At 30.6% G+C, this 13,829-nt stretch carries 11 protein-coding genes and 1 pseudogene; 10 read left to right on the top strand and 2 right to left on the bottom strand.

Annotated features, from left to right (window positions below; translation table 11 throughout):
• The first annotated feature begins 76 nt into the window (after positions 1-76).
• From CQA75_RS06365 to CQA75_RS06340, 6 genes and pseudogenes are all read left to right on the top strand, one after another.
• Positions 77-1,612 (top strand): anaerobic C4-dicarboxylate transporter, encoded by a 1,536-nt coding sequence (locus CQA75_RS06365; protein ID WP_137624187.1) that lies wholly within the window; start codon positions 77-79, stop codon positions 1,610-1,612.
• A gap of 90 nt (positions 1,613-1,702) precedes the next feature.
• Positions 1,703-1,780 (top strand): annotated as a pseudogene (kdpF, locus tag CQA75_RS06360) (K(+)-transporting ATPase subunit F); the annotation flags it as partial.
• A gap of 9 nt (positions 1,781-1,789) precedes the next feature.
• Positions 1,790-3,481 carry a potassium-transporting ATPase subunit KdpA gene (gene kdpA / locus CQA75_RS06355; protein ID WP_137624186.1) on the top strand — a complete coding sequence of 564 codons (1,692 nt, stop codon included), beginning with the start codon at positions 1,790-1,792 and terminating at the stop codon, positions 3,479-3,481.
• Positions 3,482-3,494: 13 nt separating this feature from the next.
• The gene (gene kdpB / locus CQA75_RS06350) at positions 3,495-5,540 is read left to right on the top strand and encodes a potassium-transporting ATPase subunit KdpB (protein WP_137624185.1); all 2,046 of its coding nucleotides are present in this window, start codon (positions 3,495-3,497) and stop codon (positions 5,538-5,540) included.
• A gap of 2 nt (positions 5,541-5,542) precedes the next feature.
• Positions 5,543-6,184 carry a potassium-transporting ATPase subunit C gene (locus CQA75_RS06345; RefSeq protein ID WP_137624184.1) on the top strand — a complete coding sequence of 214 codons (642 nt, stop codon included), beginning with the start codon at positions 5,543-5,545 and terminating at the stop codon, positions 6,182-6,184.
• Complete coding sequence (locus tag CQA75_RS06340; protein ID WP_137624183.1) at positions 6,153-8,084, top strand: sensor histidine kinase; 1,932 nt, start codon at positions 6,153-6,155, stop codon at positions 8,082-8,084. The genes CQA75_RS06345 and CQA75_RS06340 overlap by 32 nt, the downstream gene beginning before the upstream one ends.
• Here CQA75_RS06340 and uvrB read toward each other — a convergent pair.
• The gene (uvrB, locus tag CQA75_RS06335; protein ID WP_137624182.1) at positions 8,079-10,052 is read right to left on the bottom strand and encodes an excinuclease ABC subunit UvrB; all 1,974 of its coding nucleotides are present in this window, start codon (positions 10,050-10,052) and stop codon (positions 8,079-8,081) included. The genes CQA75_RS06340 and uvrB overlap by 6 nt on opposite strands.
• A 157-nt stretch (positions 10,053-10,209) precedes the next feature.
• Between uvrB and CQA75_RS06330 the strand changes: the two genes are divergently transcribed.
• From CQA75_RS06330 to CQA75_RS06315, 4 genes are read left to right on the top strand one after another with little or no spacing between them, the layout of a single operon-like run.
• Entirely contained in the window at positions 10,210-10,440 is a 231-nt protein-coding gene (locus CQA75_RS06330; RefSeq protein WP_137624181.1) for a hypothetical protein, read from the top strand.
• Complete coding sequence (locus CQA75_RS06325) at positions 10,430-10,675, top strand: hypothetical protein (protein WP_137624180.1); 246 nt, start codon at positions 10,430-10,432, stop codon at positions 10,673-10,675. Before CQA75_RS06330 ends, CQA75_RS06325 begins: the two co-directional genes overlap by 11 nt.
• Positions 10,672-11,103 carry a type II secretion system protein gene (locus CQA75_RS09550; RefSeq protein WP_137624179.1) on the top strand — a complete coding sequence of 144 codons (432 nt, stop codon included), beginning with the start codon at positions 10,672-10,674 and terminating at the stop codon, positions 11,101-11,103. Before CQA75_RS06325 ends, CQA75_RS09550 begins: the two co-directional genes overlap by 4 nt.
• A complete protein-coding gene (locus tag CQA75_RS06315) occupies positions 11,100-12,938 on the top strand; it encodes a primosomal protein N' (RefSeq protein ID WP_137624178.1) in 1,839 nt (612 codons plus the stop codon). Before CQA75_RS09550 ends, CQA75_RS06315 begins: the two co-directional genes overlap by 4 nt.
• On the opposite strand, the gene CQA75_RS09410 is transcribed toward CQA75_RS06315, so the two are convergent.
• Entirely contained in the window at positions 12,931-13,524 is a 594-nt protein-coding gene (locus CQA75_RS09410; protein WP_246023774.1) for a DUF2972 domain-containing protein, read from the bottom strand. The two genes, CQA75_RS06315 and CQA75_RS09410, sit on opposite strands and share 8 nt — an antisense overlap.
• Positions 13,525-13,829 lie beyond the last annotated feature (305 nt).

The following is a 13,829-nucleotide window of genomic DNA, read 5'->3' as shown; positions in this document are numbered from 1 at the left end:
TAATAAATATTATCTTTTCTTTTTAAATTATGCTACAATGAAATTATTGATTTTTATAATTTAAAAAGGAATTAAAATGGATTTTTTAACAAATCTTAGCGAAGGGTGGCAATTTTTTATTCAAATAGTGGTAGTGCTTATTTGTCTTTTTTATGGTGCTAAAAAAGGCGGTATAGCTCTTGGTTTATTAGGTGGAATAGGCATTTTGATGCTAGTTTTTGTTTTTCATATCCAGCCTGGAAAACCTGCGATTGATGTTATGCTTACTATTTTAGCTGTAGTTGTTGCTAGTGCGACTTTGCAAGCAAGCGGTGGCTTGGATGTTATGCTTCAAATTGCTGAAAAAATTTTAAGAAAAAATCCTAAATTTTTAACCCTTTTAGCTCCTTTTGTTACGTGTTTTTTGACAATGCTTTGTGGAACAGGGCATGTGGTATATACTATAATGCCTATCATTTATGATATTGCCATTAAAAATGGCATTCGTCCAGAACGTCCTATGGCAGCAGCTTCTATATCTTCACAAATGGGAATTATTGCAAGCCCTGTTTCTGTAGCGGTTGTAAGTTTAACAGCTTTGCTTTTAAATACTTCTCATAAATTGGCCGGTTTTGATGGCTACATTAATTTACTTCAAATCACTATACCTAGTACGCTCATAGGTGTTTTATGTGTGGGAATTTTTTCTTGGTTTAGAGGTAAAGATTTGGATAAAGATGAGGTTTTTCAAGAAAAAATAAAAGATTTGGAATTTAAAAAATATGTTTATGGAGAATCTAAAACACTTTTGGGGGTTAAATTAGCAAAAAGTAATTGGGTTGCAATGTGGATTTTTATCCTTGCAATTTTTTCAGTAGCTATTATTGGAATTTTTGATGATTTAAAACCCAATTGGGGTCAAAAAATGGTGTATCAAGCACACATTGATAATACAGTAGAATGGACTTTAAGTGGAGGTAATAAGGCTGTAATTGATCTTAAAAAATTAACTTCTAATATAAAAGATCATTCAGAAGCGATTGCAACCATCCCTCAAAAAGATAAGCTTGGAAATCCAAGTTATAATTACATTTCTATGGTTTCAATCATTCAAATGTTTATGCTTTTAGCGGGCGCTTTGATGATTATTTTTACAAAAACAGATGTAAAAAAGATAGGCTCTAATGAAATTTTTAAATCCGGTATGGTAGCCCTTGTGGCAGTTTTTGGAATTTCTTGGATGGCTGATACGATGTTTGCAGTCCATACTCCTATGATGAAAGCTTTATTTGGAGATATAGTTAAAGAGCATCCTTGGACTTATGCTTTAATGCTTCTTTTAATTTCAAAATTTGTTAATTCTCAAGCAGCAGCTATTTCTGCTTTTGTTCCTTTATCTTTAAGTATTGGTGTTGAACCAGGTGTGATCATAGCTTTTGCGGCTGCTTGTTATGGGTATTATATTTTGCCAACTTATCCGAGTGATTTGGCTACTATACAATTTGATCGATCAGGGACAACTCGTATTGGTAAATTTGTGATTAATCATAGTTTTATTTTACCTGGACTTATTGGCGTGGTTTCTTCTTGTATAGCGGGTTATTTTATAACAATGATGGCAGGATATCTTTAGTTTGAAAATAATAAAGCAAATTATAAGGCTAGCAAGGATAGAATTAAAACCCTTTATTGTAAATGATTTTTATTAAATAGGATTTTATGAATGATCTTTTTATTGATTTTAAGTTTATTGCTTGCTTGTTATCTTTTTTATGCACTTTTATATCCTGAAAAATTCTAAAGGAATAATATGTTAGAAATTGTAATAGTACTTCTTATAGCTTTTGGTTTATCTTTAATTTTTGGACGATACTTATATAAAATTGCTAATTTTAAAAAAACTATTTTTGATTTTATTTTTAATCCTGTAGATACTTTTATTTATAAAATTTGCGCTATCGATGGAAAAAATATGACTTGGAAACAGTATTCTTTTCATTTGTGTATTTTTAATCTTTTGGTGGCTATTTTTTCTTTCATTATTTTTTTATTACAAGATAGATTTTTTTTAAATCCTAACTCTATCAAATCAATGCCGCTAGATTTGAGTTTAAATACCGCTATTAGTTTTATTACTAATACTAATTTACAGCATTATAGCGGGGAAAATGCTTTAAGTTTATTTTCTCAAAGCACAGGAATTTTGCTTGCTATGTTTGTTTCTGGCGTGAGTGGATATTGTGCTTGTATGGCTTTTTGCAGGGCATTTTGTGGTATGCAAATGGGAAATTATTATGAGGATTTTACTCGTGTGATGACACGTTTAATACTTCCTTTGAGTTTTATTATTTCTTTGATTTTTATTTCTCAAGGTGTAGTGCAAAATTATTATCCAAATTTTAATCTTGTAACTTTAGAAAATAAAATTCAAACTATAGCTACAGGCCCTGTTGCTGCTATTGAGTCTATTAAACACTTAGGAACCAATGGTGGAGGATTTTTTGGAGCTAATTCAAGTATGCCTTTTGAAAATCCTAATGCTTTAACCAATCTTATACAAATTTTATCCATGATGTTAATTCCTAGTTCTTGTGTTGTAGCCTTTGGATTGATGATTCATTATAGAAAAGAAAAACAAGGTTTTGCTTTGATGGGAAAACAAGGCGGAGTTATCTTTGGAGCTATGGGTATTATTTTCTTAATTTCTTTAATTATTATCCATTATAGCGAAACTCTTCCAAATCCTAATTTATCTTCTTTAGAGCTTAATCAAACTTTGGGAAATTTAGAAGGAAAAGAATTAAGATTTGGAGCCAATTCATCCAGTTTATTTAGTGCTGTTACAACGGCTTTTACAACAGGAAGTGTTAATAATATGCATGATAGTTTAAATCCTTTAAGCATAGGAGTTACTATGCTTAATATGATGCTTAACGTTGCTTTTGGCGGTGATGGTGTTGGGCTTATGAATATGATGATTTATGTTATTTTGTGTGTATTTATTTGCGCCTTGATGATAGGAAGAACTCCGGAGTTTTTAGGAAAAAAAATAGAAAGTAGGCAAATGAAACTCATCGCCTTAGCTATTTTGATACATCCTTTATTGATCCTTGTTTTAAGTGCTTTGGGAGTAATTTTTGCAAAAGATAGCATCACAAATCCTAGCTTTCATGGTTTAGCTCAAATTTTATACGAATTTACATCCGCAACTGCAAATAATGGATCTGGGCTTGAGGGACTTAAAGATAATGATTTGTTTTGGAATTTAAGCACAGCTTTTGCAATGTTTTGTGGGCGTTATCTTATTTTGATTATACAATTAGCAATTGCAGGATCATTTTTAAATCAAAAAACCCAAGAAAATAATACAAATACCTTAAAAACAGATACTTTGACTTTTATGTTTGTTTTAATTTGTATCGTTTATATTTTTGCGGCATTAACTTTTTTTCCAGTGCTGACACTTTCTAGTGTGGCTGAATATTTATCTTTATGGCATTAAACAAGGAGAACTAATGTCTAAAAAACAAAATAAACTTATCACAAAAGAAATTTTAAGCACAGCAATTAAAGGAGCATTTTTTAAATTTGATCCGCGTTTTATGATTAAAAATCCTACAATGTTTATGGTAGAAATTGGTTTTATTATCACGCTTATTTTAAGTTTTTTTCCTAGTTTATTTGGAGGCGATCATCAAGAAAGAATTTATAATATTTTAATCACTTTAGTTCTTTTTATTACTTTATTGTTTGCAAATTTTGCAGAAAGTATAGCCGAGGGTAGAGGAAAGGCACAGGCAGCCACTTTAAAGCAAAGTAAAAAAGACTTTAAGGCAAGAGTGATTAAAAATGATGGCAGTGAAGAAATGCTAAGCGCTAGTAAATTAAAAATCGGAGACATCGTTTTAGTTAAAGCAGGAGAACTTATACCTAATGATGGAGAGGTTATCGAAGGAGCGGCTAGCGTTGATGAATCGGCAATTACTGGAGAAAGTGCGCCTGTGATGCGTGAAGCAGGGGGTGATTTTTCTTCTGTAACTGGAGGAACAACGGTTTTAACAGATTTTTTAAAAATTAAAATTTTAGTCGGTGCTGGAGAAAGCTTTTTGGACAAAATGATCAATTTAGTTGAAGGGGCTGCTCGTCAAAAAACACCCAATGAAATCGCATTAAATATTCTTTTAATTGTTCTTAGTTTAAGTTTTTTAATCGTTGTGGTTAGTTTGTATCCTTTTATAGAATTTTTAAATGTTAATTTGCCTATTTCTTGGTTAGTTGCTCTGCTTGTATGCTTGATCCCTACTACTATCGGGGGACTTCTTTCAGCTATAGGCATAGCAGGAATGGATAGAGTAACTCGTTTTAATGTGATAGCACTTTCTGGAAAAGCCGTGGAGAGTTGTGGTGATGTTGATACCATGATCTTAGATAAAACAGGTACGATCACTTTTGGCAATCGTTTGGCTAATGAATTTTATGAAGTTCAAGGAGTAGATAGGGAGCGATTGATCCATGCTTGTTTATTATCTTCTTTAAAAGATGAAACTCCAGAAGGAAAAAGTATTGTTGCATTAGCAGGTAAAATGGGATATCAACGCGATCAAGAAGAAATTCAAGAAGTGATCGAATTTAGTGCTCAAAATAGAATGAGTGGGGTTAATTTAAAAGATGGCACTCAAATTCGCAAAGGGGCTTTTGATACGATTAAGGCCTATATTGATGAAATGGGTGGAGAAATTCCAAGTGATTTGGAAGCAAAAGTCATGCAAATTTCAAATCTAGGTGGAACTCCTTTAGTGGTAAGTCAAGATAAGGAAATTTTAGGAGTAATTTATCTAAAAGATACTGTAAAGCCAGGTCTTAAAGAACGATTTGCAAAATTAAGAAAAATGGGCATAAAAACACTTATGTGCACAGGAGACAATCCCTTAACAGCGGCTACAATAGCCAAAGAAGCCGGACTTGATGGTTTTATAGCAGAATGTAAGCCAGAAGATAAAATAGAAGCTATAAAAAAAGAACAAGCTGAAGGTAAAATTGTCGCAATGACAGGAGATGGCACTAATGATGCTCCAGCACTCGCACAAGCTGATGTTGGTATAGCGATGAATTCAGGAACTGCAGCTGCTAAAGAAGCTGCTAATATGATTGATCTTGACTCTAATCCTACAAAAATTTTAGAAATTGTTGAAATAGGAAAGGGTTTATTGATCACTAGAGGAAGTTTGACAACCTTTAGCATGGCTAATGATATTGCTAAGTATTTTGCCATTTTACCAGCTATGTTTAGTGTGGTTTTGCCACAGATGCAAATTTTAAATATTATGCATTTAGCAACTCCACAAAGTGCTATTTTATCAGCATTGATTTTTAATGCTGTGATTATTCCTTTGCTTATACCTATTGCTATGCGTGGTGTTAAATTTAGACCTATGAAAAGTGAAATGTTACTTTTAAGAAATTTAGGGATTTATGGAATTGGAGGGGTGATCGCTCCTTTTATTGGTATTAAAATCATCGATATTCCTACGGCTTGGCTACTTGGAATTTTAGGAGTTTGATTATGATTAGAACTTTGCTTAGTTTTTTTATCGTTATGCTTGTTTTGTGTTGTGCTATTTATCCTTTTACATTAAATGAGATAGCTAAATTTATTTTTCCTTATGAGGCGAGTGGAAGTTTAATCGATGAAAATGGACAAGCTACACTTGATGTAAATAAAGCGGTTGGATCAGAGCTTTTAGGTCAAGCTTTTAACAAGCCTTATTTTTTACATGGAAGAAATTCAGCTGTAAATTATAATACAAGTGATATTAATCAAAGCAGTGTTAATTCAGGTGGTTTTAATTATGCTATGTCTAATCCTGCATTAAAAGAGCGCATGATAAAGGATTTAAATCAATTTTTAAAGCAAAATCCAAATGTTTCAAAAAAGGAAATTCCAATTGATTTATTCAGTGCTTCAGCTTCAGGATTTGATCCACATATTAGCAAGCAAGCAGCATGGATACAAATTCCTCGTATAGTCAAATTTTCAAAATTAAGTAAAAATCAAGTAGAAAAAATCATCAATAATAGCACACAAGATAAATTTTTAGGTATTTTTGGTGAGATGAAAGTTAATGTTTTAAAAGCAAATATAGCTATAAATAAGGCCATGAAAAAGAGTAAAAATGCAACGACAAACACCCGAACAAATTCTTAAAAAATTTGAAGTAAAAGCCAAAGAAGAGGAAAAAAATAAATTTGCTAAACTAAAAATATTTTTAGGTTATGCAGCAGGATCTGGAAAGACCTATGCTATGTTAAGTGAGGCTAGAAATTTATTGCAAAACGGAGTCGATGTCGTTTTAGGTTATATAGAACCCCACGATAGACCTGAAACTATGAGTTTGACTGAAGGTTTTGAAAGCATTGAAAATCTTGAAATCTCTTATAAAAATATCACCTTAAAAGAATTTGATTTAGATGCCACTTTAAAAAGAAAACCGGCTTTAGTTTTGGTTGATGAATTAGCACACACAAACGCAAAAGGTCTTAGAAATGAAAAGCGTTTTCAAGATATAGAAGAATTATTAAAAGCGGGCATTGATGTTTATACTACTTTAAATATTCAGCATTTAGAAAGTTTAAATGATTTGGTGGCAAATATCAGTAAAATAGAAGTTAAAGAAAGAATTCCTGATCGTATTTTTGATGAAGCCGATCAAGTAGAACTTGTGGATATTGAGCCTAATAAACTTCTAAAAAGGATGCAAGAGGGTAAGATTTATAAAGAAAAACAGGCTAAATTAGCTTTAGAAAATTTTTTTAGACAAGAAAGATTGGTAGCCTTAAGAGAAATTGCTTTAAGAAGACTTGCATCAAGAGTTAATTTAAGGGCAAATGAACAAAGGCTTATTAATGATGACTTAACTTATCATACTGGAGAGCATATTTTAGTTTGTATCAATGAAAGCAATGCCAAAGTTATCAGATCAGCCGCAAGACTTGCAAGTGCTTTTCATGCAAAATTAAGCGCTATTTGTATAAAAAATTCTAACCTTGAAGAGGATAAATCATTAAAAGAAAACTTAGAACTTGCAAAGAGTTTTGATGCTGAGATTATCAGCGTTTATGATGAAGATGTAGCGGGTCAAATTGCTGAATATTCTAGCATTAGCAATGTTTCTAAAATAGTTTTAGGGAAAAACAAAAATAAGAAAAAATTTAAAGAAGAAATTTTTGAAGCTGTGGCAAAAAAAAGTCCAAATATTGACTTATATCTAGTCAATGAAAGCGAAATTAAAACGCCCAAAATAACAAGAAAAAAAGGTTTTAATTTTTTAAATTTTATTATGATTAATGCTATATTATTATTGGCAATTATCATCGCTTTTATATTTCATCAATTCGACACTCAACCTAGCAATATAGTGATGGTTTTTATTTTGGCTGTTTTTAGCTCTTCTTTTATATCGGATAATAAATTTTATGCTTTGTATTCTTCTTTAGTTAGCGTATTATTTTATAATTTTTTCTTTTTAAAACCTTTTTTTAGTTTCAAAATTCATGATAGTGCAAATATAATTACTTTTGCGACTATGTTTATCGTTGGTTTTTTAACTTCTATTTTTACAAGAAGATTAAAGCTTCAATCCAAAGAATTAGCAAAAAGAGCTTACAGAACAGCAATTTTGCTTGAAAATAGTGAAAAATTAGCCAGAGTAAAAAGCAAACAAGAACTTTGGGAGCAACTTGGCAATCAAGCTTTGAAATTATTAAATTTACCTATAATCATTTATCCTATGAGTAAAAATAATATTTTATCCAAGCCATTATTATTTTTTAATAATGATAAACAAATACTTAAAAATTGTTTTAGTGCTGATGAAATTGCTATTGCTCAATGGGTGGCTACAAATCGTGAAAGAGCAGGGCTTTGCACCAATACCTTGCCAAATGCTAATGCGATGTATTTGCCTATAGAAGATGGAGAAAAAACAAAAGGGGTTATTGGTATAGTTTTAAAAGAAAAGCGTCCTTTGCAAGATTTTCAATATGAAATTTTAAACGCTTTGATTAATGAAGTTGGAGTGAGAACAAGGGATATATTTTTGTTATAAATTTTTCATTTTATTGATCTCGTCTCTTATAGCTGCTGCTTTTTCAAATTCAAGAGCTTTTGCTGCTTCTAACATTTGCTTACGAAGTTCCTTAATAAGCTTAGCTCTTTCACTAGCAGGCATTTTTTCAAGTTTTTTACCTTTGCGATAAATTTCTCCTAAATCTTCCTCATTTTTTAAACTTTCTTCTATGTGACGTTTAACTGAGGTTGGAGTAATATTGTGTTTTTTGTTATAGGCTTCTTGAAGTTTGCGACGTTCATTAGTTGTATCCATAGCTTCTTGCATGGATTTTGTAATTTTTTTACAAAAAAGCAAAACTTTCCCATTGACATTTCTTGCAGCCCTTCCCATAGTCTGTATAAGACTTGTCGTGCTTCTTAAAAATCCTTCTTTGTCAGCATCCATAATGGCAATGAGTGAAACTTCAGGCAAATCAAGCCCTTCTCTAAGCAAATTAATGCCAATTAACATATCAAAAGCACCACTTCTAAGATTTCTAATGATTTCATTGCGTTCTATCGCATCAATATCTGAATGCATGTATTTTACTTTAATGCCAAGCTCTAAATAATACCTTGTAAGCTCTTCGGCTAATTTTTTAGTCAGCACTGTAACCAAGACACGTTCATTTTTATCGATCACTTTTTTAGCTTCGTCAAATAAAATTTCAACTTGATTGTCGCTGTCTTTTAATTCTATAAGTGGATCAAGCAAGCCCGTTGGACGCATGATTTGGTGAAAAATATTTTCTTTGCTTAGTTCAAGTTCTAGAGGTGCTGGGGTGGCTGAAACAAAAAGAAATTGACAATTTTTATGGATAAATTCATCAAACATTAAAGGACGATTATCAAGAGCTGAAGGTAGGCGGAAGCCATAATCTACTAAAGTTTGCTTTCTACTTCTATCTCCAGCAAACATTCCGCGAAATTGAGGCAATGAAACATGACTTTCATCAACAATGACAAGAAATTTCCTATCTTTAATCGCAAAATAATCAAATAGCGTATAAGGTGTATCTCCGGCTTTTAAGCCTGTTAAATGTCTAGCATAGTTTTCTACGCCTTTACACATACCTGTACTCGTAAGCATTTCAAGATCAAATTCAACACGTTGTTTTAAACGTTGGTGTTCTACGAGCTTATTTTCGAGTTCAAATTGAGCTAAGCGTTCATTCAATTCTTGTTTGATATCTTTAATAGCTTGTTTTAAACGCGTTTCACCGACGCTAAATTGACTTGTAGGATATAAAATAAAGCGTTTTAAATCTTTGCCTTTTTTATTTTCTAAAACATTATAATGATACATGCTATCAAGTTCATCACCAAAGAATTCAAGCCTTACTACTTCATCCTCATAATAAGCAGGATAAATATCTATAGTATCACCTTGCACACGAAAATCTGCACGATCAAAAAAATTATCATTTCTTTTATAACCCATATCTACAAGTTTTTTAAGAAGTTCTTTTTGTGAAATTTGCATACCAAGTTCAAAAATTAAAACCATTCCAATGTATTCATTTGGATTTCCAAGTCCATAATTAGCCGAAACACTTGCGATACACACAACATCTTCATAGCTTAAAAGTGAAGCTGTAGCACTTAGTCTTAATCTTTCTAGGTCTTCATTTGTGGAACTGTCTTTTTCTATAAAGACATCAGTGCGTGGAATGTAAGCTTCTGGTTGGTAATAATCATAATAAGAAATAAAATACTCCACATGATTTTTAGAAAAAAAGCCTTTAAATTCGCTATAAAGTTGGGCGCACAAGCTTTTATTATGACTCATAATAAGAGTTGGCATTTGAAGTTCTTTGATGACATTAGCCATGGTAAAAGTTTTTCCACTACCTGTAACCCCTAATAAAGTTTGATATTTGTTACCTTTTTTAATACTTTTTACTATGCCTTCTATGGCTTGTTTTTGATCAGGACTTGGTTTAAATTCACTTGTAAGTTCTAGCATAATTTCACTTTATTAAAATATTTTAAAAATAAAAATTTTAAAAGAAAATACTTTAATTAAAATTAATCTTTTTAAAAACATGAAAATTTATTTTTTTTTGCTACAATTATATAAATATTTTCTATATTTAAATTTTCAATTAAAGAAGGCGAAAAATATGTTTGATGAAAAAATTATTAATACTATGTCAGATAAAGTTAATGAGCTTATTGAAAAGTATAATGAAGTGTGCGAAGCAAATGAGAATTTAAGAAATGAACTTGTAAGCGTAAAGGCACAAAATGAGGCAAAAAGTAATCAAATAATGCGTCTTGAGGAAGAATTAAAATCTCGCAATATAGAAAGTGAGGATATTTACAAAAAAATCGAGGCTGTACTTGGCAAGTGATAATTTAAAACAAGTAATTATCAATGTTTCTGCAAAAGATTTTATTGTTAAATGTAGTGAAGAATTCGCTAATGTTTTAGAGGATGATATTGCTTTAATTTCTGGCGGAACTAAAAAAATTGAACTCAAGCGTTTTGTAGATGCTTTTGTAAAAAAAAGTTATGAAAATTATATTTTAGAAAGAGAACTTAAAAAACTTATAAAAGCTATTAATGAAGAACTCCCAGTCAAATGAAAAAAGCTTTTACCTTGCTTGAGTTGGTTTTTGTCATTTTGATTTTAGGGATACTTACTACTTTAGCCTTAAGCTTTTGGGGCAAAAGCAAAGAAGAGGCAAAAATTTTAAAATTAAAAATAGATTATCAAATGTTAAGCTCGGCTTTATCACTTATGCGAACTCAAGCTGAGCTTAAACAAATTGCTTTTATAGCCAATCTTGACAATGCTAAATTTAATACTCCAAGGGAAAAACTTTTTTATAATGCTAACGATTATTCCTTGCTTGATTCTCCTATTTATTCTGATTTTAAATCTTGGATGAAAATTGCATCCAATCAATATAGATTTTTCTTAAATTCAAAAGAATACATTGATTTTGCTTATGACTCTAAAGAAGGTATTTTAGAGTGCATAAATTCAAAATATTGTAAAGATTTGCAATGAGATATTATGAAGTGTCAGTCTTTGGACTGTATTTGCAAAATTTAATTTTTCATAGTGAAAAGGAGATCCCTGCCTTAAGCGAGGTAATTATAGATGTAAAAATGAAAAAAAATCTTAGAGCTTTAGTGATTAAGGAATGCGAAAAGCCAGATTTTCAAACAAAAGCTATTAAAGAGCTTACACCTTTTTCTTTAAGTAAATCTCAATTTGAACTTGCGCAATTTATTTCTTATTATTATGCAGCCAAAATGGGTTTTATTTTAGGCTTTTTTTTAACAAGCAAAGAGTATAGCTGCAAAAAACTAGAAATTACTAAAGAGCCAAATTTAAGCTTAGAACAACAAAAAGCTTTAGATTTTTTAAACAATCAATCAAGTTCTTTGCTTTTTGCAGATACTGGGAGTGGTAAAACTGAAATTTATATTTCTTTAATTAAAGATTATTTAAAAAAAGGAAAACAAGTTTTATTTTTGATGCCTGAAATTTCACTCACTTCTCAAATGAAAAAACGTTTGCAAATGTATTTTGAAGACAGTTTTTTTTTATGGCACTCTAAGGTTTCTAAAAAGAAAAAACAAGAATGTTTGGAAAGCTTTAATGAAGGCAAAGCTTTATTGATTGCTGGAGCTAGATCCGCACTTTTTTTACCTTTTAGAAATTTGGGTTTAATCGTGGTAGATGAAGAGCATGATAATTCTTATAAAGCTTCAAATCAACCCTATTTAAATGTTAGAGATTTGGCACTTTTTTTAGGGGCTAAGTTAAATATTAAAGTCGTTTTAGGATCTGCAACTCCTTCTTTGACGAGTTTTTATAAGCAAAAGGTATTTAGACTTAAAGGAACATTTTTTGAAAGCAAGAAACATTTTATATACGATGAAAATGAATTATCATTAAGTCCTATGCTTTTAAATGAAATACAAGCGAGTTTAAATAAACAAAAGCAAGTGATTATTTTTTTACCTACGCGTGCTAATTTTCGTCAAATTTTTTGTAAAAATTGTGGAGAGACAATAAAGTGTCCATTTTGTTCTATTGCTATGAGTTTGCATAAAAATAGAAATTTATTAAAATGCCATTATTGTAATTTTACAAAAAATATCGACCAATCCTGCCCTTCTTGCAAAGGTTTAATGCTAGAAGCTAGAAAGATGGGAACGGCTGAACTTAAAGAGCTTTTAGAGTCAAAATTTACCCATGCTAAAATAGCAAAGTTTGATAGCGATGAGATTACGAGTGTTAAAAAATTAAATCACATTTTAAAAGAATTTAATGATAAAAAAATTGACATACTTATAGGGACTTCCATGCTTGCTAAAGGACATGATTATCATAATGTCGATTTGAGTGTGATTTTGGGTATTGATGAGTACTTATTTAGACCGAATTTTAGAGCGAGTGAAGAAACCTTGGCTTTAGCTATGCAAGTTGCAGGTAGAGCAGGGCGTAAAGGAGAAGCTAGAGTGCTTTTACAAACTAAAAATCGTGCTTTTTTTGAAAAATATATACAAAATTATGATGCTTTTTTGCAAGATGAGCTTGAAAGTAGAAAAGGTTTATATCCTCCTTTTAAGCGTCTTTTGAGATTAATCATAGAAGATAAGGATAAATTAAAAGCACAAAATTTATGTGAGTATTTAGCTGAAAAATTAGCAACGATAAAAAATATAGAACTTATTGGATACGGAGTTTGCGGAGTTGAAATGATTAATGCAAAATACCGTTTTCATATTCTTATCCGCAGTGATTCTTACAAGGCTTTAATTGCCATAGAAGAATACGTTTTACAATTTAAAAATGTCAATGCAGATATTGATCCTATAGGTTTTATGTAAAATCATTGTTTTTAAATTTTTGATAATATTTCCAAGAATTGATAATATCTGGACGATTTTGTTCTAAATGCTGATATTCTTTTTGAAAAATGTTTAGAAATTTTGATGCTAAGGCCTTATCGGAAGCAAAGATAGATAATACCTCTTTCTCTTTCATCATCATAAGTTCATTTTGCTTATCGATCTTTTTTATTTCAAATAAAAAGTCGTGTAAATACTCTTTAACAGCATTAAAAAATTGCGTATCATTTGTAAGTTTTTCTAAATCTTCTTTTTGAATATATAAAGCTATATCATTTGATAAATCATCATCAATAACTAATTTTATTATATTAATTTGTTCATTTTGTCTTGGTCTATCTAAGGTAATAGCAATGCTATTTAAAGGATCGATTTCTGGATTTAATCTATTGTTTATATCTTTTTTATTGGCATAAAGTGTGATGGGAAAAAGATAGCGGATGTAGCCTTTGAATTCTTGAATTTTAAAAAAGGATTGTTTTTCTATATGGGGGGGGGTAAAGCTGAATTTTCGAGCAAGAAAATCCAATGTTTTAAAAGCATTTTCTGGAATAATCGAGTTCATATCTAAATAATAAATTTTATCTTGATTGAAATATCGCAATAAAAAATTTAAGATAAAAACTCCATTATTCAGCTCTTCAAAATCAACTTTAATTTCAGTTTTTTTATTGTGAGTTAAAAATTCAATATAATTTCTATAATCATAAGTGAGATTAAAATCGCGTGGATAATTTCTTGAAACTTTTGTCCAATCTCTTCCCCAATTGTGTTTTAAAATCCCTATAGGGTCTCTAACACCACAAATGATTTGTGCATTAGGATCAAGCAAATTTAGAAATTTATCAAAATTAGGAATATTAAGTTCTG

Origin of the sequence: Campylobacter taeniopygiae (assembly GCF_005406225.1) — a bacterium.
Lineage (GTDB): Bacteria > Campylobacterota > Campylobacteria > Campylobacterales > Campylobacteraceae > Campylobacter_D > Campylobacter_D taeniopygiae.
Note: the sequence above shows the minus strand (reverse complement) of the source record. Positions and strands in the feature narration are given on the sequence as shown.